This window comes from Lentimicrobium saccharophilum, assembly GCF_001192835.1.
GTDB lineage: Bacteria > Bacteroidota > Bacteroidia > Bacteroidales > Lentimicrobiaceae > Lentimicrobium > Lentimicrobium saccharophilum.
This window is the reverse complement of record NZ_DF968182.1, coordinates 117,728-143,753: the sequence shown is the minus strand read 5'-3', so window position 1 is coordinate 143,753 and position 26,026 is coordinate 117,728. Positions and strand designations below refer to the sequence as shown.

The 26,026-nt window shown below is 46.5% G+C and carries 19 protein-coding genes; 9 read left to right on the top strand and 10 right to left on the bottom strand.

Features of this window, described 5'->3' with window-relative positions:
• Window positions 1-309: 309 nt before the first annotated feature.
• The 3 genes from TBC1_RS00500 to TBC1_RS00490 form a co-directional block, all read right to left on the bottom strand.
• Window positions 310-1,137: a hypothetical protein gene (locus TBC1_RS00500; protein WP_137305324.1), complete on the bottom strand. Its 828-nt coding sequence runs from the start codon at window positions 1,135-1,137 to the stop codon at window positions 310-312.
• A gap of 172 nt (window positions 1,138-1,309) precedes the next feature.
• The gene (locus tag TBC1_RS00495) at window positions 1,310-2,488 is read right to left on the bottom strand and encodes an IS4 family transposase (RefSeq protein WP_062036967.1); all 1,179 of its coding nucleotides are present in this window, start codon (window positions 2,486-2,488) and stop codon (window positions 1,310-1,312) included.
• A gap of 824 nt (window positions 2,489-3,312) precedes the next feature.
• Complete coding sequence (locus TBC1_RS00490) at window positions 3,313-3,969, bottom strand: porin family protein (protein ID WP_062036962.1); 657 nt, start codon at window positions 3,967-3,969, stop codon at window positions 3,313-3,315.
• Window positions 3,970-5,059: 1,090 nt separating this feature from the next.
• Between TBC1_RS00490 and TBC1_RS18115 the strand changes: the two genes are divergently transcribed.
• A complete protein-coding gene (locus tag TBC1_RS18115; RefSeq protein ID WP_154669504.1) occupies window positions 5,060-5,212 on the top strand; it encodes a hypothetical protein in 153 nt (50 codons plus the stop codon).
• Here TBC1_RS18115 and TBC1_RS00485 read toward each other — a convergent pair.
• The 5 genes from TBC1_RS00485 to TBC1_RS00460 form a co-directional block, all read right to left on the bottom strand.
• Window positions 5,209-5,481 carry a hypothetical protein gene (locus TBC1_RS00485; RefSeq protein WP_062036959.1) on the bottom strand — a complete coding sequence of 91 codons (273 nt, stop codon included), beginning with the start codon at window positions 5,479-5,481 and terminating at the stop codon, window positions 5,209-5,211. The two genes, TBC1_RS18115 and TBC1_RS00485, sit on opposite strands and share 4 nt — an antisense overlap.
• 783 nt (window positions 5,482-6,264) lie before the next feature.
• A complete protein-coding gene (locus TBC1_RS00475) occupies window positions 6,265-8,157 on the bottom strand; it encodes a T9SS type A sorting domain-containing protein (protein ID WP_172668787.1) in 1,893 nt (630 codons plus the stop codon).
• 635 nt (window positions 8,158-8,792) lie between these two features.
• The gene (locus TBC1_RS00470; protein WP_062036951.1) at window positions 8,793-9,590 is read right to left on the bottom strand and encodes a hypothetical protein; all 798 of its coding nucleotides are present in this window, start codon (window positions 9,588-9,590) and stop codon (window positions 8,793-8,795) included.
• Between the two features lie 2,272 nt (window positions 9,591-11,862).
• Window positions 11,863-12,264, bottom strand: a complete 402-nt coding sequence (locus TBC1_RS00465) for an iron chaperone (RefSeq protein WP_062036948.1) — start codon at window positions 12,262-12,264, stop codon at window positions 11,863-11,865.
• Window positions 12,265-12,435: 171 nt separating this feature from the next.
• Window positions 12,436-13,095 carry a porin family protein gene (locus TBC1_RS00460; protein ID WP_062036944.1) on the bottom strand — a complete coding sequence of 220 codons (660 nt, stop codon included), beginning with the start codon at window positions 13,093-13,095 and terminating at the stop codon, window positions 12,436-12,438.
• A 787-nt stretch (window positions 13,096-13,882) separates the two neighbouring features.
• Between TBC1_RS00460 and TBC1_RS00455 the strand changes: the two genes are divergently transcribed.
• The 7 genes from TBC1_RS00455 to TBC1_RS00425 all read left to right on the top strand — a co-directional run bounded on the left by TBC1_RS00455 (window position 13,883) and on the right by TBC1_RS00425 (window position 22,448).
• Entirely contained in the window at window positions 13,883-15,124 is a 1,242-nt protein-coding gene (locus TBC1_RS00455) for a TolC family protein (protein WP_172668786.1), read from the top strand.
• Window positions 15,125-15,177: 53 nt separating this feature from the next.
• Window positions 15,178-16,377, top strand: coding sequence for an efflux RND transporter periplasmic adaptor subunit (locus TBC1_RS00450; RefSeq protein ID WP_062036938.1), 1,200 nt, complete (start codon window positions 15,178-15,180; stop codon window positions 16,375-16,377).
• Between the two features lie 9 nt (window positions 16,378-16,386).
• A complete protein-coding gene (locus TBC1_RS00445) occupies window positions 16,387-17,139 on the top strand; it encodes an ABC transporter ATP-binding protein (RefSeq protein ID WP_062036935.1) in 753 nt (250 codons plus the stop codon).
• 104 nt (window positions 17,140-17,243) lie between these two features.
• Entirely contained in the window at window positions 17,244-18,464 is a 1,221-nt protein-coding gene (locus tag TBC1_RS00440) for an ABC transporter permease (RefSeq protein WP_062036932.1), read from the top strand.
• 41 nt (window positions 18,465-18,505) lie between these two features.
• On the top strand, window positions 18,506-19,582 hold the full coding sequence (locus TBC1_RS00435) for a sensor histidine kinase (RefSeq protein ID WP_082189418.1): 1,077 nt from the start codon (window positions 18,506-18,508) through the stop codon (window positions 19,580-19,582).
• A 3-nt stretch (window positions 19,583-19,585) separates the two neighbouring features.
• Window positions 19,586-20,308, top strand: a complete 723-nt coding sequence (locus tag TBC1_RS00430; protein WP_062036926.1) for a LytR/AlgR family response regulator transcription factor — start codon at window positions 19,586-19,588, stop codon at window positions 20,306-20,308.
• 1,504 nt (window positions 20,309-21,812) lie between these two features.
• Complete coding sequence (locus tag TBC1_RS00425) at window positions 21,813-22,448, top strand: HAD family hydrolase (protein WP_062036923.1); 636 nt, start codon at window positions 21,813-21,815, stop codon at window positions 22,446-22,448.
• A gap of 33 nt (window positions 22,449-22,481) precedes the next feature.
• Here TBC1_RS00425 and TBC1_RS00420 read toward each other — a convergent pair whose 3' ends face one another.
• On the bottom strand, window positions 22,482-23,831 hold the full coding sequence (locus TBC1_RS00420) for a sigma-54-dependent transcriptional regulator (protein WP_062036920.1): 1,350 nt from the start codon (window positions 23,829-23,831) through the stop codon (window positions 22,482-22,484).
• Window positions 23,832-23,899: 68 nt separating this feature from the next.
• Window positions 23,900-24,877 carry a tRNA dihydrouridine synthase DusB gene (gene dusB, locus TBC1_RS00415; RefSeq protein WP_062036916.1) on the bottom strand — a complete coding sequence of 326 codons (978 nt, stop codon included), beginning with the start codon at window positions 24,875-24,877 and terminating at the stop codon, window positions 23,900-23,902.
• Between the two features lie 172 nt (window positions 24,878-25,049).
• Here dusB and TBC1_RS00410 point away from each other — a divergent pair, with 172 nt between their 5' ends.
• Window positions 25,050-25,973 carry a CPBP family intramembrane glutamic endopeptidase gene (locus TBC1_RS00410; protein ID WP_172668785.1) on the top strand — a complete coding sequence of 308 codons (924 nt, stop codon included), beginning with the start codon at window positions 25,050-25,052 and terminating at the stop codon, window positions 25,971-25,973.
• The last annotated feature ends 53 nt before the right edge of the window (window positions 25,974-26,026 follow it).

Genomic DNA, 26,026 nt, shown 5'->3' with positions numbered 1-26,026 from the left:
ACATCATACGAGGTTGTTAACAGATGTAAATTTAGCGAATGACTGCTTATGAACAAATTTACAGGAAACCATCTGCACGAAAAATAACCTGCACCCTGCTTTTAACCGATAGATGCAATAGTTGCAGCGCCGGGATACTCAATCTATTTTGAAAATCATCTGAGAAATTTTCTGTTGACACTTCCTGAATTAAACCTTAGCATTTGATTATTAAGCCATTATCATAATCTTTATTAAATCAGCCATTATCTGAGGTATAATCTTATCCAGATAAAATCAACCTTCAATACAATATTTCAGGCTGTATTCTCAATTAAAACCGGCCTGGTTTCCTCCGGAATTATCCAGCTCTTCCAGCACCTTATTGATCTCCATCCCTATCCTGTCAATTTCTGAAACATATCTGTCGGTATCTTCAGAGATTGCCTTTACGATTACCTCATTGTGTGCCATCCTTAAATCACAATACTTCAGCAGCCTTTGGTTCTGAACCTGTAATTCCGCCGGCAGGTTTTCAATGGCGTTCAGTTTGTTTATGATTTCCTTGTTTTGTTTCCATAAAACAATGCCTTCACTGAACTTCCTGATTAAGTATTGAGGTTCAGCCGAATCTGCCACCTCATATACGGCCAGTGATCTGCGTTCGTTTTCGGAAAACGCTGCCACCCCCTGATCATAAGTGGTAGCATCAAAACCGGGTTTGGAAAAATCACCGGAAATAAATGCTGCGCCGGCTATGACTGCTAGCAACATGACCATAAATACGGCGCCGATTCCCGTAGCCTTCCAGGCGCTGAAAAATTCACCGCCCGATTCTTTATGTGCTTTGAGCCGGTTCCCCTGTAGTTTTTCTACAATCAGATAAATAATACCGGTATACACTGCGGGGATCAGGGGATTTGGAATTTTATCCAAAATATTTTCAGGCAGGGAAAAGATCCCCGCAAACAACAAAAAGGTAGCGACAATGCCAATGAACAATGCCTTCTTTCCGTTATCTGCCTGATCATATGCTTCATAATTCTTTTTTACCAGGTAACCCGCCGCTGCAGGCCCGCCAAAAAAGGTAGCTATGGTAATGGCTCTTTGTGAGAATAATTTTTGTGATTCTTCCATTGGGTTGTCAGTTGGGTGCATACTAGTGGTTTTACATGTGATGGCATTTAATGGACCAGAGAAAATTTAAAGCTCTATTTGTAAGATTTGTGTTGTATTTGTGATTATTAAATAGGAGTGTTCAAAACCACAAATAAAAAGAACAAAAGAATCACGAGTTCATTGACGTATTGAAAATCAAAGGTATAGCTTTTCACCTGAAGACGAGACTTGGATCACCTCCACTATGTTTGATCATAATTATGGCGATGATATCCCACATTTCGATCATGAACCTTCTTTTAGCTGTTTTATACCCCAATCCATTAATCTTTTTATAGATCAGAATCAGCATGGAGAGAATAAGGGTCATGTACAAGAGGATCTTAATTCCGTTTTCATTCACACTGATGAAGTGGGAAAAGTTCAATTCCTGCTTAATGAATCTGAAAAAGACCTCAATATCCCACCTTGATTTATAAATTGTTATTATGTCTTTGGCTGGGATAGAGAACATATTGGTAAGAAAGAAGTAAGGATATCCCTTATCATTTATTGCCTGTACAAGTCTAAAAGAATGCTCAACTACTGATGTTCCACTCTTATATAAGTAAACACGTTGATCTTTAAGGATTGTAAGATTTCTTACTTTTTGGTCTTGACTTATCTCAAAATCTTCCAGAGCAATAAATCTTGCATCTGATTTCAGTCTTGTAACAAAAGTGTATTCTTCCTGGTCCAACTTACAGAAAGTTTGTCGGTCAGATACTCCCCGATCAAAAACAAAGACATTGTCTTTGTTCTTGTCAATCACCCTGAATATCGCCTTAGGAATGGTGAGGTTTTCGCTGATATGGCATTGCTGATTAAAAACCTCAACACTACTAGGAAACATATCGGTCAGACAAACAGTATATTTAATCTGCTTTTTACCATCTTTCTTACAGCCAACATGGATCCCATTTTCCAGTTTAGCAGCTGTCTGACAAACCATTGTTGAATCAACTCTGGATAATTTGTAATTCAAAGCCAGATCGTTTTCATCGTAGAGTTGAGAACATTGCTCGTATATAGCTTCATAGGCCTTTCGAAAAAAGTCAACATTCATAGTTGCAAGACGAGCAGATAGAGAGTTATATTTGGTTGTGTTTTTATTTGGAATATTAAACAGCACCTTGTAATGGGTGGAGTTATAAAAATCCTCTAGCGACCTGAGACCAAGACGATCGCTTTCTATCAGTCCAAACAGTAAAAGGCTAAAGACATTCCTGCCATAAAGCTTTTTTACCTGATAATCAACGTTGGTTTCTGAACTCAAATCAGCCAACAAGTCATCAGGTATAAGCTTGAGTAAGTCTTGGACTTTTATACCCTGCTTACAATCTGTTCCCATTGCAGGAACAAATATAAGTCCTTAACAAGTTGATTGTCTTGATTATAGAGAGTTTTTGCCAACAGTGGCAAACATATTTTGTTGATAACCAGCTATTTTCAGACAAACAAAGACATCACTGTTAATTACAATACCTTGTTTTGTTAAAAACCTTTGATTTTCATGATGCCAAAGAACTTTTTGAAATGTCGTTTGATGTTTTGAACACTCCTAATTATTAAACTTAAATTTTGAGCTCTTAATAAAATTATCTAAGCTCTTTGGACATAATTTCAAACAAATATATTTATTATTATTGAAAACAAGGAGGCTAGAGGAAACCCATCCCTTTTCTGATTTGTTTAAAGCTCATGCAGCATTCTTTTAAACATTGTTTTTCAATTATTGCCTACCCATTTTTATTAGATAATTTATTTCATATTCAAAACATGCTTACGTTTGTCCGGAAACTTGCTTACGTTTTTATAAAAACAACCTGATGTTTTTCAAAAAACGACTTGACGTTTTTCCGAAAACGACTTGATGTTTTTCCAAAATGACCTGATGTTTTTATGAAACGCGTTTCCACATTTACAGAAGAGGAAAATGTATCCGTTAAGCATCTGAATTTTAGTATTCACGTTTGCTTCGCAAAGTAAAGATGTGAAAATGTACAAATATGCAAATGTGGAAATGGATAACCAATAATTTCAATGCAAACACCCTTCCGTCAAAAAAAAAGCCCCGCCTATGCGGAGCATTTTTATTTTGCCGGTGTTTTGGCTGGCCTTAGTCAGTCCCGGGAAAGGCCGGCCTTCGGGAGCGGATGGTCCCTGGCATTAACCTCAGAAACGGTAACCTACAGAGAACCTGAGTACCCTGTTCTTTGAGGTTGCACCTCCATCCTGGTAGCTTGAAATATTGGAAAGCCCCAGGTCATAATTGGCACCGATCAGGAAGGACCCGAACTCAAGGCCGGCGCCGAAGGTTGCACCCATCTCCAGCCGTTTCAGATCATCCTCATCTTCATCGCTGCCCCATTCAATATCTTCTTCTTCCGTTTCTTCCTCGCCCATAAATTCTGCAGTTGCTTTCATCTTGCCACTGATGCCCAAACCGAGGTAAGGACCGGCAACACCATACAGTTTTACGCCATCGGCAATTTCAGCAGCGGCTTTCAGGGTAAGGGGAATGTCAATGTAGTACAGCGTTGCTTTTGCTTCCAAACTGGCTCCCATAAAGGTGTCGGAATACTTCATTCCCTTGGTGGTGAACATAATGCCCGGTTCAAATGAAAGGGCGTCATTGAAAGGCACATCTACCGACAGTCCGGCATGGAAACCGGGAAGCATTTCGTAATCATTGCTGTAGGTATCCTCATCATCTTTTTCAAGCATGTTTGAAAGGTTAAAGCCGGCTTTAAGGGCTACCGACTGCGCATTGGACTGAAGGTAAAAAAAACTACCCATAACGATTAAAACAATCCTGATTGATTTTTTCATATAATACTGATATTAAGTGAATAAAGATTCTACTCATAAGGCTTTTCGAATTCCGCCTCTTACTCTTTTCAATGGATTTTCAGAATTCTCCGATTTAATGGTGACTGGTTCCGGGACTGTTATTCAGATATTTTACTATGATTCATTCAGGAAAATCTCAAAAACATATAGCTATCAATGATTTTGTACGGCAAATATAAAGAGAAAATATTTTTATCAATCAAGGAAAAATATCAGAATTATTCATTTTTACCGGTTAAATCGCGATGTGATGATGTGAAAATATGGAAATGTCAGGTGTTCTGGTGTTCTGGTGTTCAGGTGTTCAGGTGTTCAGGTGTTTAAGTTTAATTCAAAAATTAGCTCCGCTGAACTCCCTTCGGTCGGTTCAAAGATTCAAGGATTAAGAAGTAGGTAGAAAGTATTATATAGTTAAGGGTTATATTACTACTGGTTACTTCTAATTCCCTATTTAAATTGTTGTTTGTTTTTGTCTGCCTATTGCCAGGATTTAAAAATTTTTTGTGGTCTTTTGTGTCGCGATCGCTTTCGGGATCGTGATAAAAAATTCAAGGATAATATTGGCCCGGAATTTCCGCTGCGGCCCTCTGCGAATAACCTCAGCGCACTCTGCGGTTTTAGTTTCAACGGAAAGGGCGCAGAGAAGTCGCAAAGGTCGCGGAGAGGTCCCTGGCTGCCTGTTTTCTTTACGCCATTTTTGGATGGCCGGTCTTATCTCAATTTATATTCAGTGGTATTGTTAAACACCTCTCCCTTACAGTTTCAACAATAGAAATGGAAAGAAGCCCACTATAATGAAACTCAATTTCTTTTTCTTTGTAATCCCAGTAGTGTAAGGCAGTGCGAAAAAATTTCAGCTTTCGCAACACCCCAACTTAATCAGTAGGAGCAACTGGGAACAGGTGCGAACTACCTGATTTAGTTGGGCTGATCCCGTCTAAGAAAATGTTTCAGTGATACTTCCATCACTGAATTAAATTTTCTTAGACGAATAAGCATTCTTTATGCTTATTACAGGAAAAGCGGCCTTCTATAGTTGACCTTCAAAGACTTAAACTTAAAGGAATGAATGGCCAGCTTAAAAAATGAACAATGGTCAAGTTTAGGCAGCCGTGTTGCGAATGCGAGGCCCCGCGGCCTGAGCGGAAAAAAAGAAGAAAGCCAACAGTTTGTGCTGACATCACTAACCATTGAATGGAACATCAGTAGAAAAAAGACTTAACAAGTTGAAGCGTGTCCGCACGTATAATCACTTATTCCCAACGGATTATCATTTTTTACTTCTTCTACTTTTTGCTTGACCAAAAAGTAGCAAAAAGTCAAGGCTTCCCAAAAATGGCTGAAAACAGGCGAGCGTTTTGGCTGGAAGAAACGAAGGTTGTTACTTCCTCCCGCTGCTGAATTCCGATGTACAAAAATCTCCCGTGCATCACCTAACACCATCGCAGGCGTTTCTTCTTTATTACGCGCTGCCTGCTTTCTTAACGCCATTTTTGGAAGGCCGGTCTTATCTCAATATATATTCAATGGTAATGTTAAACACCTCTCCCTGACAGTATCACCAATAGAAATGGAAACAAGCCCACCATAATGAAATTCAATTTTTATTTTCTTGCAATCCCAGTAGCGCAAGGCAGTGCCAAAAATTTTCAGTATTCGCATAAGCGACCTTCTGGTTTTCGTACGCTAATTCATCTAAAAGAAACTACATTTCCTAACCTTGGTACAACAGAAAAACAGGCAGTCGCGTTGCGAATGCGCGGCCCCGCGGCCTGAGCGGATAAAAAGTTGAAAGTTAACTGCTTGCGCTGACATGCCTCCCCAATAATTGGGTTATCAGGTTGAAAAAGAAGACCTAACAAGTCGAAAAGAAGACTTGTTAGGTCGGTTCGTTGATTGTTGTGGCCGGGCCTTGCAGGGAAGTCAGGAATTTCGGGTTTACAAAATAATCATTGCGTCGTTGCGGCTTTGCGTGGGTTACTTAATGCAGGTTTGATTCTTTTGATGTCCGTAGGATGCGCCGGAGCCGGTCGGAAGACGCGTACTGACCGGGTTGGTTCTTCTCCTTTTGGTGGCTGAGCGTAGCCGAAGTCAGGAGTAGATATACTAAGGACAGATGAGGTGAGGGATGCCTCTGGCATTCGTCCGGAAAGCATGCGCAATCCTTACAAAATGGCCGGGCCTGGTCGTGCCTGGTGTGGTTCAAAAACGCTCCCGCTGAGGCAAAACCTTCCGCGCTTAAAAAGCCAACTTACCAGAAGAATACCGTCAGCGCTATTTTATCACCACCAGCTTATTCACCGCTGTGGATGTTCCGGATTTCAGCAAACAGAGGTAAACGCCGGCCTCCAGGGTTTCCGTTGAAAAAGGCAGGGAATACTTTCCGGGTCCATGAACACTATGCACCAATGAACAAAGCTGCTTGCCGCAAAGGTCGGTAATAAGCACCTCCGTAAGCTGATGTGCAGGTACTTCATAGCCGATTACCGCGTGGTGCTTCACCGGGTTGGGATAAGCCGAAATCCTGCATCCCGGCGGCTGGATTTCAGGGTCAACGGCGTTAATGCTGCGTGACAAGGGGCGTATCATGCCGTCAATGCCCGCAACTTCCATGGTATGCATCATCATCCAGGTGCCGAGGATGTACTCCGATCTGGCTGAGAAATCCTCATACAGATAGGAAAAGTTAAATACAGAATCCGTTTCAGTGAAAATACCGCCCACGTCCCCCTCAAACCAGCTTCCGCCCACGCTGCAATCGGTATCATAATCCCCTGAAAATGTAACCCATTGGTCAATGACATACCGCATGATATTATACCTTGCCAGCCCGTTTCCTCCTGCACCCACAATGAAGCCGCTGAGTTCGCCGGTATACTGGAATTCAAAGTATCCGCCTTCAACGGGGAAACTGTAATTATCCGTCCGCTTTTCGCTGCCTGCTTCCACCTGCCCCACAAGGTAGCCGCCGAAAATAGGAATTTCACCGGATACGTAATTGATGTTCCGCAACTTCTCCATTCCCCAGCAATCGCCATACGAAAACAGCACTTCGGGAGGCTCCTCCCAGAAATAGCAAAGTTCCCCGTTGCTGTATTCACTCCTGAAAACCGCCCTGATTTCGGCCGAGCCATCGGATGCGCTGTAGAATGACCGCTCCCGGTCGAAATGATACCCTTCGATGCTGTACGACCACAGGGTGTCGGCCTGACGGGTCAGGGACGAACGGCAGGTGGCACTGAACTCCCACAGTCCGGAATAGTCATAATCAATGGGAATCAGAGTCTTTGAAACCGCATCCAGGGCTTCCACCCCGAAAGGCAGCAGGTACTCGTGCCTGACTTCAATTTCGGCCCATCCGGCCGTGCCGCCTGCAGTATACATTACCGTTGCCTCTCCCGCTTCATCGGTCACCGCGCTGCTTTGAGAAAGGCTCCCCGTGTTGACATCCAGCTTAACCGTCCGTCCGGGCAGGGGCTGACCGTCACAATCGGTCAGTTTGATATTCAGGGCAGTGGAACTGTTCGCGCTCAGGGAAGAGCGCTCCGGATGTATTTCGAGCGAAGCACGCATGGCCATATTGTCGGTGGTATTCCTTTTCATCCGTTCAAAATCCCTGATGGTTCCCATCAGCGGGATCAGGGTCTGTGCCGCAGCCATGCCGTTTTCAAGGGCTGATTTGTCCGGATCAAAAACGACCGAAGCCGATTGCACCGGTTCGCGCGTCTTACCGGTCTCGAGACAGACGGTGACAAGATATCCCGGGTCGGTTCCTGTAATCTGGGAATATACCAGATAATTCGACAAAACAGGTCCCGGCGGCGGAATCACGCCATAACCAACACCACTTTGATACACAAGACTGTCTTCGGGAAGATTCAACGCTTCCAGGGCAAGGATCATCTGCCCGTCATCAAAAGCAATACACACCTGGCTGGGATCCTGATACATCAGGGCATCGTTGATGCCCCCTGCAATAAAAAAGAATTCGATCCAGTCCCCGAAGGTAAGGTTGTTGTTCTCTCCCCATACAGGTCTGGGAACCTGGTTATCAATGTCGAAAAGCGCAACGGACCGGCGGGGGCAATCGTTGCACTCCCATTGCTGGGAATAAGCCGGGTGGATCAGGCCCATGACAAACAGCAGGATCGGAATTGCTTTTTTCATGATTACCTCCATTTTTCTGATTTACGAAACAACTGCATCTGCCGCAGGTGAATCATGAAGGAGGAGTAACACGGAAGGGTTTGCCTTAAGAAAAGGCCGGAAATTATGATGATCGGATAGTAAACCGGGTAAACGGATTCAGGGAGTCTGCAATTCCTCAATAACAGCAGAATGAAACATATAAATCACCTGCAAACTGACGCACTGAACGGGCAGATGTATTAAAGCGTAAGATACGCATTTTCAGCGAAATTTCAAAATTATATGCGCGTCTTTTATAGCGGATGTAACGCCTGGGCTGCCTGTTTCGTTATCTGAAATGCCGGGATTTGATTTCTGACTTTCGGCTGATAAAAAATCCAATGAAGTTAAAAAACACAAAAAAGCCTTAAAGATGCGGGGATCTGAGCTTTAACTATCGGTTTAATTATAAGGTAACCGGCAAAGTCCGGAGTATTTCCCGGTAAACCGGAACAGCTTGTGGTTTGGTGTGAAAAAACACACATCTCCCGGCAAATCGCCCCAGAATCATAAAAAAGGCCTTCCGGATACTTTAAAAACCGGAAAGCCTGTAAGAAATCATCGGTTATCAGTCTGTAACGGTATCAGTCTGATAATAACTGAATGTGTCGGTTTTATTGATATTCTATCACAAAATCCCACATATACTCCGCATCCGGCGGGCACTCAAATTCCATGCGGTCAACGCCGCAGTCCCACTGAAGGTTGTTGTTTTCATCTATCAGGTAGGTGGTGCAGGGCTCAGTAACTCCGGCGCCCAGCCGCCAGGTAACATTTGCCACCCGGCCTTCTTCAATAGTAAACCCACCGAGTTTTTCTCCTTCCGAAACCAGTTCAAATGTCCCCCCATTGCCCAGGATATGATTCCCGTCCGGCCCGAAATAATTCGTCATGGCCCAGGTTGTATCGTTCTCGTCGCAGGGAGATGTCCAGCTGCCCATGGTTTCAAGAAGCTCATAGGCCACAGCAGGATCAGCCACGAGCCTGGCATACCGGTAAAAAACATTCCTGAATGTCAGTTTAATGCTTTTATAACTGCCGGCCGGCAATTCAATATCCGAAAATGCGTAATCCTCAAAGAGCATATGTTCTTTGTTGGTCACGGTGGTCAGCCTTTCCCAGACCAGGTTATCGGGCTGTCCGGCTTTTACTTCACCTTGCGAAACCCACACATCACCCACGCAGAGCATAAAGCTGGTGGTTTCGGTAACGGTGGTTGGCCCGGTGAGTGGTGGATTTGTCGTTGCCACAGTCTTTAAAGGATGCATTTTAAGATTGCCGGCAAGGGGATTGTAGGTTTTGAAACGTAAAACGCCTGATTTGTCATTGTCATTTCCCTCGTTATCCTTACCGCAGGAAACCGCCAGAAACATCAGGCCGGTGATCATAATCAATAATAATTTTGATTTCATTTTCTTTCCTCCTTAATTTGATTGTTCATCTTTTTTCAAGGCCGGCCATCAAATTCCCGGTACAAAAAAATTATTCCGATAACTGATTTCAGGTCTATTATTTTCAGACCGGTAAGTGTTTATAGCCGGAACCCCTATAAAGTCACCTTCAAAACATATATATTTTTATTTACTCTGCATGAAATTTATTACAGAATTCTTGTAGTCATTGCAAAATGTTAAGCCTGATTCTTCATAACTTATCAGTAAAGCCTCCTGTCCGGCCAATTCGCCGGGTTCATGGTCAGGTGTCGATGGCGCTCCCGTCAATGGCTTAACAGGGTGCCGTTACCGAAAGGATTACCGGTTAGCGCGGACGTCCCGCCCCTGCATCCGGTGACGCACCTTATAAAATCAAAACATAATCAGAAGACCTGACAAGTTGGAAGAAAACTTGTTAGGTCAGGTAATTGATTGTTGTGGCCAGGCCCTGTGGAGAAGTCAGGAATTGCGGGTCCGCAAAATAATCATTGCGTCGTTGCGTCATTGCGCGGGGAAAGTTGTATGGTGATAAGAAGACCTAACAAGTCGAAAAGAAGACTTGTTAGGTCAGGTTATTGATAGTTGCGGCCAGGCCCTGTGGAGAAGTCAGGAATTGCGGGTCCGTAAAATAATCATTGCGTCGTTGCGGCTTTGCGCGGGGCACATTATGCAGGTTTTATTCTGTTGAGGTCCGTGGCACGCATCGGAAGACGCGCGCTAACTAAAAAAAAGAAAACTTAACAAGTTGGTTAGGTCAGGCTTAAATCGGAATGGAAGCAATTAACTCTTAATAAAACTCAATTTCATTTTCTTTGTAATCCCAGTACCGCTAAGCAGTGAGAAAAAATTTTCAGCTTTCGCAACATCCCAACTTAATCAGTAGGAGCAACTGGGAACAGGTGCGTACTACCTGATTTAGTTGGGCTGATCCCGTCTTAGAAAATGTTTCAGTGATTCTTCTATCACTGAGTTACATTTTCTTAGACGAATAAGCATTCTTTATGCTTATTACAGGATAAGCGGCCTTCTGGTTTTCGTTCACTATAGCATCTGAAAGAAACTAAAACATCTAACCTCGGTACTACAGAAAAACAGGCAGCCGTGTTGCGAAAGCGAGGCCCCGCGGCCTGAGCGGATAAAAAAGTTGAAAGTCTACAGTTTGTGCTGACATCATTAAACATTGATTGGAACATCAGTAGAAAGAATACTTAACAAGTTGAAGCGTATCCGCACGGATAATCACTTATTCCCAACGGATTATCATTTTTTACTTCTTCTACTTTTTGCTTGACCAAAAAGTAGCAAAAAGTCAAGGCTTCCCAAAAATGGCTGAAAACAGGCGAGCGTTTTGGCTGGAAGAAACGAAGGTTGTTACATCTTCCCTCTGCTTCAGACCGATGTACAAAAATCTCCTGTGCATCGCCAGCCATCATCGCAGGCGTTTCTTCTCTATTTTTCCCGCAGTAGCGGGATTAACGTTAGTAACCAACCAGTTCGCCTCTGGCTCCTGATTGATAACTACCGTTTAATTTGCTGCCTGTTTTCTTAACGCCATTTTTGGAAGGCCGGTCCTATTTAATTGTTGATCCCGCTTACGCGGACATTCTTGTCCAGGCCAAAATAATATGCGCGGCCCCGCGGCCTGAGCGGATCAATGAGGAAAGGAATCTTTGAACGCCGACTTGCTCTTGATGTGTTCGGGTGTTAAGGTGCTCATGTGTTCATGTTTGCTTTGGAATATAATGATGTAAAAATGTGAAAATATGGAAATCCCGCCTGTTGCGGGACAAGTCGTGGAAATGCAGTTCAACTATTCCCGGCAAAGTAGCCGGGACAAGTTGTGTCCTAATGTGCCTATTGTGGTTCAATGATTCACCTGGTAAACTCCATGGTACGCGCCGGAGCCAGTCCCACCTCTTTGCGGAGGAGCGCGACTTACTAAAGGTTCAACCGGTGGTCGAGCGAAGCCGAGACCACCACTACCCGGCCAACAGATGTTTGTATCAAAGTAGAAAGAAGATTTAACAAGTCGAAAAGAAGACTTGTTAGGTCAGGTCGTTGATTGTTGTGGTTAGGTCCTGTGGAGAAGTCAGGAATTTCGGGGACAGCAATTCTAAATTCGCAATTCGCAACCGAACGAAGTGAGCTCACCGAAGGTAATCTAAAATCCAAAATCCGAAATCCGAAATCCGCTGTGGCGGGGTCTTTGCGTGGGATACGTTATGCCTGTAATCCCTTGGAAGAAAACTTGTCAGGTTGGTTCATTCCCCGGCCTGCGCCGCTGTTGCTTTTTGATGGCAGCCAGTTCCAGATTTTCCGCAACCCTGAACCTTACAATCTCCGCAATCAGCTCATAAGGGACCGGTTGATCAAAGGGGAATTGTACCGCGCCTTTTGAATTTTTGTACCGTGATATCTCTTTCCGGAAAGCCTCCAGTCCCGATGGTGCCGGATAAAATCCCAGATGGTGGGTGTGCGCGGCAAAATGTACCAGATTTCCCTTCAGGTAAAAAGCGGGCATCCCATAACTGATCTTTTCGGTAGCCTCAGGCGCCGCCGCACGGATAGTCTCCCTTACCCTGTGCAGGATCAGTTGAATATCCCCCTTAAAACCCAGGATATAATCATCAATCGTGTTGAAAATAACCTTCATCTTTTTTTCTCTTTTCAACCAAAATATCAGGGAACCCCTGTGAAAGAACATACTGATCTGAATCCTTCATGCGCCGGGTTACGCAGCAAAGTTAACCCGGATCAGGCATTTGACACTACTATTTTCTGGATAACGGAAATCCTGTTTCAGCAGGGAAAGCAGACAGTTTTTTCAGAAACGGTAACCAGCCGTGATCCGCAGCACCCTGTTTTTAAAATCAAAATCATCATGATCCCCGGGGATATTGGAGATATCTGTAATCCCCAGATCATAACCTGCTCCTATAAAGAAAGATCCGATTTCAAGACCGGCGCCAAAAGTGGCACCAAATTCAAGCCTTTTAATTTCTTCTTCCGCATCGCCCCATTCAACATCCACTTCATTGTACTCCTCAACGCCGCTGAACTCAGAGGTAATTTTGGATTTGCCGGAAAGCCCCACACCGGCATAAGGCCCGGCAGCAGCATAAATATGAATACCATCGCTTATTGCTTTGCCTGCTCTCAATAAGAGGGGAATGTCCAGGTAGTAGAGCGCAACGACAACATCGCGGCGATAGCCCGCATCGTTGTCTGACGACTTTGCCCCTTTTGAACTGAACATAATTCCCGGTTCAAAAGACAGCACTTTATTCAGTGTAAAGTCCGCGGACAGGCCGGCATGAAATCCGGTCCGCATCATATAATCTGCGGTCATCTCCACATCTTCACCTTCGTTAACATAGAAATCCGGAAGGCTCATCCCTGCTTTCAGGATAAAAGACTGCGCCTGTGACTGAATGGTGCAAAATCCGGCTATAATAATTAACACGATGATGATACACTTTTTCATAATGTTTGTGCTTAAAATGAATAACGGTATATCTGATCCGGTTTCCCGGAATCCATGATCAACGCGTTAGAGGATATGTGGTTCTCCACGATAATTCAGCGCCGGGCCCTGAGAGGAATGCATGGTTTCTCCCGGCTGTTTTCAAATGAAAATAACTCTCTGTCAAAGCTCTTTGATGCAAATATACTACTATTATATTCTTATTGCAATTATATGAGGAATAAATGAAAATTAATAACTGATGTTGTTTAGTGTACAGGTGCTCAGGTGCTTGGCAATGTGGAAATGTGAGAATCCCGACTGTTGCGGGACATGTCGTGGAAATGGTATCCGGGAATTTCAATACGAATTATCACTTATATTCCTAAAGATCAAACTGTTTAGAAATTAAAAATTAAATTTTAGAAATTCCGGAAGGCCAGGTGTTCAGGTATTCTGATGTTCAGGTGCTTCGCAAAGTGCCGATATGCAAATGTGGTAATGGGTAAATGAAAAACCAAATGATTCCTATGTGAAATATCGTTTATATACCTAAAGATCAAACTGTTTAGAAATTAAAAATTAAATTTTAGAAATTTTTTAACCACACTTTTCCTCTCCAAAACCGCTTCTCCTCCGGATTGGTCGGCAAAAAACCGTCTTTGGTCTAAAGGATTTTCCGGCTCCGGCTTGTGACTATAGTTTTGCAACATCAATGAATAAACCAATGAAAATTAGATTATTAATCCCTGCATTTTTCTTGATATTAACGGGTTCTGACCTGCCTGCCCAGAATAAAGTATGGACCTTGGACGAATGCATCTCAAGGGCGCTGGAATACAACCTGCAGGTGCGTCAGGCCGGCCTTTCTTTGGAAATCAGTCAGGTGAACCGGGAGCAGGCAGCGGCTTCGCGCTTTCCCACGCTGGATGCATCCGTAAGGCAAAATTTCGCGTGGTCCGACAAACAAAATGTAACGGGCGGCTATGAATTTGAAGGGAGTAACGGAAGTACGGCTTCCCTGAATTCGGGCCTGACACTGTTTAGCGGTTTCAGGAAGCAAAATTCCGTCAAACAGGCTTCTCTTGACTATCAGCGCGCCTTACTTGACGCTGAAAGCATTCGACAAGACATTGCGCTTCAGGTGCTCGACAATTACCTACAGGTGTTATATGCCGGAGAACTGGTAAACAACAGCAGAAATCAGCTCACTTCCACGGGCAGGCAACTGGAGCTGGCCGGTGAACGGCTTAACCTGCGTATTATATCCATGGCGGACTACCTGCAGGTAAAGGCACAGGAATCGGCAGAGAAACTTACCCTGGCCAATGCAGAAAAGCAGTTGCTGCTGAGCAGGATCAGCCTGATGCAACTGCTTGAAATCCCTGTTCATGATACATTTGCCATTGCAACGCCCGATCTGTCAGGTGCCGGATTGCGACCGATCACGGACGATGCTGGGTTGATTTACGAAAAAGCCCTGGAAATCAGACCTGAGGTTAAAAGCGCTTCCCTGCAGAAAAAGATGGCCGGCTACGAAACGGATTTAGCCAGAGGCGCCATGCTGCCCACCCTCAGTCTGAGTGCAGGCCTGAGTACCAGTTACAGCAGTTTGGCTGAAGGGCTGAAGTTCGCCTCACAGCTTGACCATAACTTCTCCCCTGTGGCCGGCCTTACGCTTTCCATGCCCATTTTTCAGCAGAAACAGGTAAAATCGCAGATTTCCCTGGCCCGGATCAGCGCCCGGTCTGCGGAGATCAACGAACAGTCTACCCTGAACCAATTGCGCAAGAACATCGAAACCGCCTGGGCTACAGTGGTTGCCGCCGAAAAGGAATTTCAGGCTTCAGAGGAACAGCACAGGGCAATGACAGCCTCTTATGAAGTAGCCACGGAAAGATTCAATCAGGGGATTATCAGCCCTGTGGATTACCTCTTCGAAAAGACCAACCTGATCAATGCAGAAAGCAAACTGCTGCAGTCAAGGTATAACCTGATTTTCAGCTACAAGGAGCTGGAGTTTTACCAGGGGAAACCGCTGACTTTGTAAAAAACAACCGTAATCCAATGATTTGAAATAATAAAAAGTTAATAATAAGTTCAATGAAACGTAAAACAAGATTGATCCTGATATCCCTGCTGGCACTGGCTGCCGGTGCAGGCATCGTCCACTCCTGCAAAGGCGGGAAAGCGGCCTTATCTATTGATACGGCCGGGGTAGAAAAAGGCAATGTCAGCATTACCGTCACTGCTACCGGCACCCTCGAGGCCATCACCACCGTTGAAGTAGGCACCCAGGTTTCAGGCGTGATAGAGCGCCTTTATGCTGATTTCAATTCAGTGGTAAAGAAAGGTCAGTTACTGGCGAAGCTCGATGAAACCATGCTGCGTGCCACCCTCGACCAGAGCGAAGCGACCCTGATGGATGCCGAAGCCGACCTGAGCTACCAGAACGGCAACTACCAGCGGATGAAGAGTCTTTACGATAAAAACCTGATTGCTCAGGCTGATTTTGACCAGGCGGAATACAGCTATAAAAGATCTCTGGCCGGTGTGGCAAGTGCCAAAGCCTCGCTGCAACGCAACCAGGTGAACCTTGCCTATGCTTCCATCTATTCTCCCATCGACGGAGTAGTGCTGAACCGCGCAGTGGACGAAGGACAAACAGTGGCAGCAAGTTTCAATACCCCAACGCTGTTTACGATAGCCAACGACCTCACCCGTATGGAAGTGCAGGCAAGTGTTGATGAAGCCGATATTGGCCAGGTACGCGAAGGACAAAGGGTTGAATTTACGGTGGATGCCTTCCCAAGTGAGGAATTCGAAGGAACGGTGACCGAAATCCGTCTGAAACCGGTAGTTACCTCCAATGTGGTTACCTACACCGTAATCATCAATGCGCCCAATCCGGAAAAAAAACTGATGCCGGGCATGACTGCAAGCGTAAATATTTTTCTTTCCGAAGCGGACACTGTGCTCATAATACCTTCGAAAGCATTGAAATTTAAACCGGAATCTGAGAATACATCCGGCAAAACCATGATGACCAGAAGGCCCGAGAGGGGTGAAATGGTATGGGTTTACGAAGGGGGCAGAATGCTGCCGCGAAGTGTAAAAACGGGCCTGAGCGACGGCAGCATTACGGAAATCATCTCCGGCCTGAAGGAGGGAGAAGAAGTGATTCTTTCCGCCAAAACCGCGGAGAAGTCACAGAAAAACGAAAAAACCGCATCCAGCCCCTTTGTTCCCAAACGACCTGGATCCGCGAACAAGAACAACCCGCCGCAACCACCACCACAATAAGCAGGAGTCATGAAAGCGCACAAAAAAACAATTATTTCCGTTACAGGGCTTAAAAAATACTTCCGGGTTGGTGAAGTAATTGTACAAGCCCTGCGGGGCATAGATCTCTCCATTGAGGAGGGAGAATTTGTCGCCATTATGGGGGCCAGCGGAAGCGGAAAGTCAACCATGCTCAATATTCTTGGCTGCCTCGACCAGCCCTCGGAAGGGACTTATCTTCTTGATGGCACCGATGTAAGCGGTCTGAGCAAAAATGAACTTGCCAGGCTGCGCAATCTTAAACTCGGATTTGTATTTCAATCCTATAACCTGTTACCCAGAACTTCAGCCCTCGAGAATGTGGAACTGCCACTTTTCTATAACCACGCTATCAGGGCGCGCGAGCGCCGCGAAAGAGCCGAGGCCGCACTCGGGGCCGTCGGGCTGGCTGACAGGATGCATCATATGCCCAATCAACTCAGCGGAGGTCAGCAGCAAAGGGTTGCCATTGCACGCTCCCTGGTGAACGACCCGGTGCTCATCCTTGCCGATGAAGCCACCGGAAACCTTGATACGCGCACTTCCTATGAAATCATGGCCCTCTTTCAGGAATTGAATGAAAAAGGTAAAACCATCGTTTTCGTAACCCATGAACCTGAAATTGCGGAATTTATGGGAAGAAACGTGGTGTTCAGGGATGGAAACATCGTGAAACAGAACCCGTTACTCAAACGCAATTCAGCCATGGAAATGCTGAAAGCATTGCCGCCGGAAAATGACTGAGCTGATCGCTGCCGCCGGATTTTGATCCTGAACCCGCACCAGACCACCGGTTCCTTTAACGGTTCGGGAATTAAACCACTATTTTTTGATTATTATTGAATACGATGAACATTACAAACCTGTCAAAAATAGCCCTCAACGCCCTGATGCGCAATAAATTCAGGGCCTTTCTCACCATGCTTGGCATCATCATCGGCGTTGCTTCGGTAATCGCCATGCTCGCCATCGGTGAAGGCTCCAAGCAAAGTATTCAGCAGCAGATCAGCAGCATGGGATCAAACCTGGTGATGATCATGCCGGCCACACAATCGATGGGTGGGGTACAACAAGGCAATTCAGCTTCCAAAGCCCTTAGTATTAAGGATGTCCGGGCCATCGAAGCCAACTGTCCTTCGGTACTCGTGGTCTCTCCTGAGGTAAGGGGCTCAGGACAAGCGGTGGCGGTGGGGAAAAACTGGCCCACTTCCGTTTATGGCGGAGGAGTTGGTTATATAGACATAAAAAAACTTTCGTTGGCATCCGGGAGGAATTTTACGGAGCAGGAGGTCCATAGCTCGGCAAAAGTCTGCCTGATCGGCCAAACCGTGGTTGATAACCTGTTTGGAGAAGATGTTGACCCGGTCGGACAATCCATACGTTTCCGGGGAATCCCGTTTACCATCATCGGACTGTTATCGGAGAAAGGCGAAAACACTTTCGGAATGGATCAGGACGACCTGCTGATCGCACCCTATACCACCGTGCAGAAGCGCATCCTGGCCATCACCCACATCAATTCCATACAAACCTCGGCCATCAGTGAGGAAGCTACCACGCAGGCCGTCAGCGAAATTACGGCCGCACTGCGGAATTCACATAAACTGCAGGATGGCGATGACGATGACTTTCAGATCAGGACCCAGGCCGAACTGGTAAGTACCTTCACCTCCATCAGCGACATCCTTACTACCCTGCTCGGGGCCATAGCAGCCATTTCGTTGCTTGTCGGCGGTATCGGCATCATGAATATCATGTACGTTTCCGTCACCGAAAGAACCCGTGAAATCGGGCTGAGAATGAGTATCGGCGGCAGGGGCCTCGACATATTGATGCAGTTCCTGATCGAAAGCACCTTCCTGAGTGTAATCGGAGGTATTTTCGGTATTGTGCTGGGTATTACCGCATCCTCGGTGATCGGGAATATCATGGGATGGCCTGTTTCGGTAATGCCTGTTGCCGTGATCATGTCGTTTCTGGTATGCACCGCCATCGGCATATTCTTTGGCTGGTACCCTGCCAGAAAGGCATCAAACCTGAATCCCATCGATGCGCTCAGGTTTGAATAAACGAACTGACAGTATGTAAAAAACCTTAAATTTGAAGTCAAATGCAAACTATGAAAGGCGATAAACTGACCTTTTTTATTCATCTCGCCTTCTGGGCAGTGGTATTGCTGCTTCCCTGGTTTATGATATCGGGCAATCTGGAGCAACCCGGATTTTTCGAAGGCAGGTATTATGTGCGTGTGGCCATTGGCGGAGTGCTGTTCTACATCTCTTATCTCTGGCTGGTACCTTCTTATTATCTGAAAGGGAGAAAACTTGAATTCTTTCTCTATGCAGCGCTGGCAATTGTCCTTTCGGTTATGCTTACCGACAACCTTGGGCACTGGCTCTTCCCCGATGACCTCCTCCGGCAACGCATGGATATGCTGCGCGACCGCCTGGCCATTGAAGGATTTGACTTCCACGGGCCACCGCCGGCTATGCACATGATGAACACAGCATTTATTTCCATGCTTATCACAGGCCTGGCCATGGGATTGAGACTTACGGAAGCCTATAACTTAAAGGAGAAGGAACACCGGGACCTGGAAAAGGAAAAACTTTCCTCGGAACTGAGTATGCTGAAAAACCAGATTAGCCCGCATTTTTTTTTCAATACCCTGAACAACATCTATTCCCTTACCGAATCGGGCAGCAGGGACGCTTCCAACGCCGTCCTGAAGCTCTCTAAAATGATGCGGTATGTGCTGTATGAATCGGAAACCGGCAATATTACACTGGAGCAGGAACTGGCCTTTATGAACAACTATATCGACCTGATGCGCCTGCGGCTGAGCGATAAAGTGAAAGTTTCGGTAGATTTCAGGCCACATTCGGAACAGCTCACCATTCCGCCCATGATCTTTATCGCTTTTATCGAGAATGCCTTCAAACATGGAATCAGTTATAAATCTCCTTCATTTATTGACATCAGCCTGAAATCGACGGAAACCCGGATTGAATTTTCGTGCACCAACAGCCGCTCACCCGAAAAAGGCACCAACAGCGTTTCAGGTCCGGGCATCGGACTGGAAAATATCCGGAAACGTTTGAACCTGCTCTATCCCGGCCGGCACACGCTGAAAATCTCAGAAGACAATGAATCATACAATGTTCAACTTATCATCAATCTGAAATAAGTCATGAACAGGTTAAAAACCATTGCCATCGACGATGAGCCGCTGGCCCTGAAGCTGATCACGGACTATATCAGCAAAACACCGTTCCTTGAGCTTACAGGAAGCTTTGAAAGTCCCCTTACAGCGCTTGAATATCTTGAAACGCACCCTGTTGAACTGGCATTTCTTGATATTCAGATGCCGGACCTTCTGGGAACGGAATTTGCCCGCATCAGCAAAGGAAACTGCCGTTTTATATTTACCACGGCCTATGCTTCTTACGCGGTGGAGGGTTTCCGCCTGGATGCGCTTGATTACCTGATGAAACCCTTTTCGTATGAGGAATTTCTTGAGTCGGCAAACCGGGCCAGAAGCAGGATAATGCCTGCCGGTGCAGACAAAGAACCTCAGATTGATACCGACAGCGATTTCCTCTTCATCAAATCAGATTATAAATTAAGACGGGTCAACCTTGATGATATCCTTTACATTGAAGGGCTGAAAGATTATGTCAAGATATACCTTCACCGGGAAGATCACCCCTTGCTCACACTGGTGACCATGAAGCAACTGGAACTGAAACTACCAGCCGGCCGGTTTATGCGGGTGCACCGTTCCTTTATTGTGAACCTGAAGCGTATCGAGGTCATAGAAAGAAGCCGCATCGTATTCGGTAAAACCTATATTCCCATCAGCGATCAGTACAAAGAAGCCTTCCAGTCTTTTGTGGATAAGAATTTTATCTGAGAATAGCCTTAAATGATTCATTAATAAAATTTGAGTTCGTGTCCCTCTGTTGTTCCCTGCGATTCCGTTCAGGTGCGCAAGTGTTCAGGTGTTCTGGTGCGCAAGTGCTCAGGTGCTCAGGTTGCTTCGTACTGTGAAGATGTGCAAATATGAAAATCCCGCCGGTTGCGGGACAAGTCGTGGAAATGCAGTTCAACTATTCCTGTAAAGTAGCCGGGACAAGTTGTGGCTATTGTGGCTCAATCGCACTCTGTTTGCTTTAAGGATTCAAAGATTCAAGGATTCAACTATTCAAAGATACCGTTGGCGCGGATGTTTCGTCCGTGCTTCAGAACCTCCCGGCTGGTCTCGTTCCGATAACGATCGGAACCGCTCGGCCACCGGGATGGATTCACAATTGCAAGGCCTGTGGCACGCTTCAAGTAGACTCGTGCATGTTAAAAAAAGAAGACCTGACAAGTTGAAGCGTATCCGCACGAATAATCACTTATTCCCAACGGATTATCATTTTTTACTTCTTCTACTTTTTGCTTGACCAAAAAGTAGCAAAAAGTCAAGGCTTCCCAAAAATGGCTGAAAACAGGCGAGCGTTTTGGCATGAAGAAACGAAGGTTGTTACTTCCTCCCGCTGCTGAATACCGATGTACAAAAATCTACCGTGTATCCCCAGCCATTATCGCAGGCGTTTCTTCTCTGTTTATTTGCTGCCTGTTTTCTTAACGCCATTTTTGGAAGGCCGAACCTTTAACAACAATTATTCAATGATTCAGTAAAACACTTCATCCCACCTGTATCACAAATCGGACAAAAGCATTTAACACGTAATGAAATTCAATTTCTATTTTCTTTGAAATCCCAGCAACGCAAGGCAGTGCCAAAAATTTTCAGCATTCGCAAAAGCGGCCTTCTAAAGTTGACCTTCAAAGGCATAGACTTAAAGGAATGAATGGCCAGCTTAAAAAATGAAACAATGGTCAAGTTTAGGCAGCCGTGTTGCGAATGCGAGGCCCCGCGGCCTGAGCGGAAAAAAAGTTGAATGTTAACTGTTTACACTGACATGCCTCCCCAATAATTGGATTATCAAGTTGAAAAAGAAGACCCAACAAGTTGGAAGAAAACTTGTTAGGTCAGGTTATTGATTGTTGCGGCCAGGCCCTGTGGAGAAGTCAGGAATTTCGGGGACAGCAATTCTAAAATTCGCAATCTAAAATCCGAAATCCGAAACCCGCTGTGGCGGGGTCTTTGCGGGGGGCACATCATGCAGGTTTAATGCTGTTGATATTCCTGACAAGCGCCGGAGCCTGTCGGGAGACGCCCGTCAGCCGGTGTATTCAGGTTATGAACGCAGCGAAGCCCTGTAAGAATTCTTCAATCCGCAACCGAACGAAGTGAGCTCACCGAAGGTAATCCAAAATCCGAAATCCGCAATTTTACCCTGAGCGCAGTCGAAGGGCCGCAATCCGAAATTTCACTAGCTTTGAAGCCTGATTACAGACAGCCTAATATGTCAGAGATAAATGATAAACCAGACCTGGGCAGCATCCGGAACCTGATTTTCGATTTCGGGAATGTGCTGCTGAATATCGATCCGAAACGCAGCAGCGAGGCTTTCCGTCGGCTGGGCGTGAAAGATGAAACCGACTTCTTTGGAAGCCGTTCCAGCCTTGAGCTGATGGTGAAATTCGAACGCGGACAGGTATCGCCAGAAGAGTTCAGAAATACCGTTCTCCGGAGCCTGCAGCCGGGGGTTACCCCCGAACAGGTAGACACCGCGTGGAATGCCCTGCTGCTTGACTTTCCTCCCCGCCGCGTGGAACTGCTCAAACGGCTGCGGAATGACTACCGCCTTTATCTGCTTTCCAATTCCAACCATATCCACTATGTGTCGTACACCGCCGGTTTTCTGCGCAACTATGGCTTCCCGCTGGCTGAACTCTTCGACAAAATGTGGTTTTCGCAACAGATCGGTCTCTCCAAGCCCGATCCGGAAATTTTCAGGTATGTGCTGAACGAAGGCTGGCTGCATCCTGAAGAAACCCTCTTTATCGACGACACCCTGGTACATGTGGAAGCTGCCCGCAAAACAGGCATCCGGGCATGGCACCTGCTGCCCGGCACCGATGTGTGCGATTTGTTCTGAAATGCCGGTTTCCGGTCGTTAAAAACCCGGGACTTATAATTTCCCTTCGTTCATCAGCCGGTAAATGGTGGTTTTGCCGATATCCAGCTTCCGGGCCACCAGCCTTACCTTATTGTCGTATTTCTGAAGGAAGTGGTTGATGATCTTTTTGTTGTACTCTTCCAGGGTGGTTTCCTCGTAAAGGAAGTCCTGGCTGGCGCTGGCCGTACTGAAGGAAATGTCCGATTCCTCAATCACATCGGTATTGGTCATTACAGATGCCAGTTCCATAATTGCTTTCAGCTCCCTTACATTGCCCGGGAAGGGATATTTCTGAATTTTCTCGATGGCTTTTGACGAGATGGATAGCTTGCCGAGTTTGTTTTTCTGGCAGAACTCATCCACAAAAAACCGGGCCAGCAGGGCGATGTCGCTGCCCCGCTCGCGCAGGGGCGGAAGGTGAATCGGCAGACCCAGCAGGCGGTAATAAAGGTCCTCGCGGAACTCGCCCTTGCGCACAAGCTCCTGCAGGTTTTTGTGCGTTGCCACGATGACCCTGACATCCAGTTTCACATTCTCGTTGCCCCCAACCCTTACCACTTCCTCTTCCTGCAGCACCCTGAGCAGCTTCGACTGCATATTCAGGTCCATATCGCCGATTTCGTCGAGAAAAATGGTGCCGTGATTGGCCTCTTCGAAGCGGCCGATGCGGCGGTTGTTGGCACCGGTAAACGCACCCTTTTCGTGGCCGAACATCTCGCTTTCGATCAGTTCCTTGGGGATGGCCGTTACGTTTACCGCCACAAAAGGCTTCTTCCGGCGTCCCGACGCATGATGTATCGATTTGGCAACCAACTCTTTACCGGTACCGGTTTCTCCGTATATGGAAACCGTGATGTTGGTGCGCGCCGCCTTTTCTATCAGGATAAACACCTTGTTGATGGCCGGACTGTTGCCCTTGATCAGGTTGTTGACCTCGTACTTGCGGCCGATCTCCTCTTCCAGGATGGCGATCTTCTGACGCAGCTCGACATTCTCGCGTATGTTCTTGATGATGTTCCACATACGCTCCTTGGTATCCTGGTCCTTCAGGATGTAATCGTAGGCGCCCTTTTTCAGTAGCTCGATGGCGGTTGCCACATCCTGCTGCCCCGAAACGATCACCACCGGAGTATCGGGATTGAACTCCTTGATCTGCTTGAGTACCTCCAGCCCGGTCATATCGGGCAGGTTATAGTCAAGCGAAATCAGCGCGGGATTTTTGTAGAGGTTTTTCAGCAGGCTTTTGCCGTCGGGGAAAATCTCTACCTCATTGTCCGGATTCAGCGAAAGATGATGAGAAATAATCTTCGCGAAAATAATATCGTCCTCAACGATAAATATCCTGAAGGGGTCTGATGCCATTGGATTTTAATTTAGGCTAAGATACGAACTTTTTTGGAAACATGTCCCGATTCCGTACATTTTTACGATCAGGGACAATACTGCCGCGCAATATCATCAAGTATGCCGTTTACCTCCCCCAGGCTGACGGTGGTCATCAGCCGCATCCTGAAGGGTTTGAAGTTGGGCAGTCCGCTGAAATAGTGGCTGTAATGCCTGCGCATTTCGAGCAGCGCGGTGATTTCGCCTTTCCAGGCCACAGATGTCTCCAGATGCTGACGGCACACCCGCAGGCGCTCGTCCATACCCGGGGACGGTAACGTGTTTCCGGTGGCAAGGTAGTGATGCACCTCCCTGAATATCCATGGGTTCCCCACCGATGCGCGACCGATCATAATGCCGTCGACCCCGGTCTGATCAAGCATGGCTTTGGCCGATGGGCCATCGGTCACATCGCCGTTGCCGATGATGGGGATATGGATGGACGGGTGGTTCTTTACCTCCCCTATCAGCGTCCAGTCGGCTTTGCCCCCGTACAACTGCGCGCGGGTACGGCCGTGAATGGTCAGGGCGGCGATGCCGGCATCCTGCAGTTTCAGGGCAAGGTCAACGATGGGTTTGGAGCGCTCATCCCAGCCCAGGCGGGTTTTCACGGTTACCGGCACTTCCACCGACTTAACCACCGCCCCGGTGATCTGCAGCAGCAGGGGAAGGTCCTGCAGCAGGGCCGCCCCGCCTCCCTTGTTCACAATTTTCCGCACCGGGCAGCCGAAGTTCAGGTCGATAAAATCGGGCGCGGCCGATGCGGCCACCCTGGCAGCGTTGATCATAGCCTCCACGTTATTCCCGAAAATCTGAATCCCCACAGGGCGTTCATCAGCCGAAAATTCCAGCTTCTTCAGGCTTCCGGCTACATCACGGATCAGTCCCTCGGAAGAAATAAACTCCGTTACCACCACATCTGCACCCAGCTCCCGGCAAATCTTCCGGAACGGCGGGTCGGTGACGTCTTCCATGGGTGCCAGAAAAAGCGGCAATCCTATTATCTCCAGTGATCCGATCTTCATGCGTGTTCGTTAAAAGATGTGTCTTTCCTTTGCCACCAAAACACAAAATAACACCAAATATTTTTAAAGAAAATGGTGATTAAAAAGCAATTATGCTGAGATTAACTGCAATTCCCTGCGGCAAATGCTTTTTTCCATAATTTCACGCAAAATAACAAAATTAAAATCAGGTATGCGGTGGCCGGTTGTTTTAAGGGAAATTGGCCCGGGCGGACAGTTGTTTCTGCTGTTGCTGCTGCTATTGGTCTGCGGCATCTTTTCCGTTTCCCTTGCCTATTTTATCTCGCTGATTATCTGGGGGTCCGCCACCATTCTTATTCCGGCGGCCGATGAAGCCTCCAACCTGAATTTTGTCCGCTTTTTCCAGATGGCCAACCAGGTGGGGATCTTCCTGCTGCCCCCCGTTCTGCTGGCCATGCTTACGGAGGCACATCCTTCTGTATTCCTGAAAAATACCCGTCCCAGGCCCCTGCACCTGCTCCTGACCATGCTGATGATCCTTACCGCCGGCCCTTTTATCAACCAGCTGATTTCATGGAATGAAGCCATGCGGCTTCCGGAGTTTCTGGCAGGGCTGGAACACTGGATGCGTGATGCCGAGGAATCGGCGGCACGGCTGACCAACCGCTTTCTGGCCGTAACCGGCACTTTTGACCTTATTGTCAATGTGGTGATGATCGGACTGCTGCCGGCCATAGGCGAAGAACTGCTTTTCCGCTCGGCCCTGATAGGCATACTCAGGAAATTCTTTAAACAGGTACACTGGCCGGTAATCCTTTCCGCCTTGATTTTCAGCGCCTTTCACTTACAATTCTTCGGCTTTCTCCCCCGCTTTGTCCTGGGGCTGGGGCTGGGTTACCTCTTTGTGTGGTCCGGCTCTGTTTGGGTACCTGTACTGGCGCATTTCGTCAATAATATAATGGTAGTACTGATATCTTACCTTTATCAGCATAACCTTATCTCCAATGACGTTGAAACGTTTGGTCAAACCAGTTCCCCCTTCGTGTTGACAGCTTCAGTCATTTTGCCGGTACTGGCTTTATTGCTGATTAAACGCTCAGGAAAAACCACAAACAAGGGATCAGCACAGGGGTGAGCGGATCTTTCGCGGAAATTCAGAAACACTTTCTCCGGGGACACTTATAATAT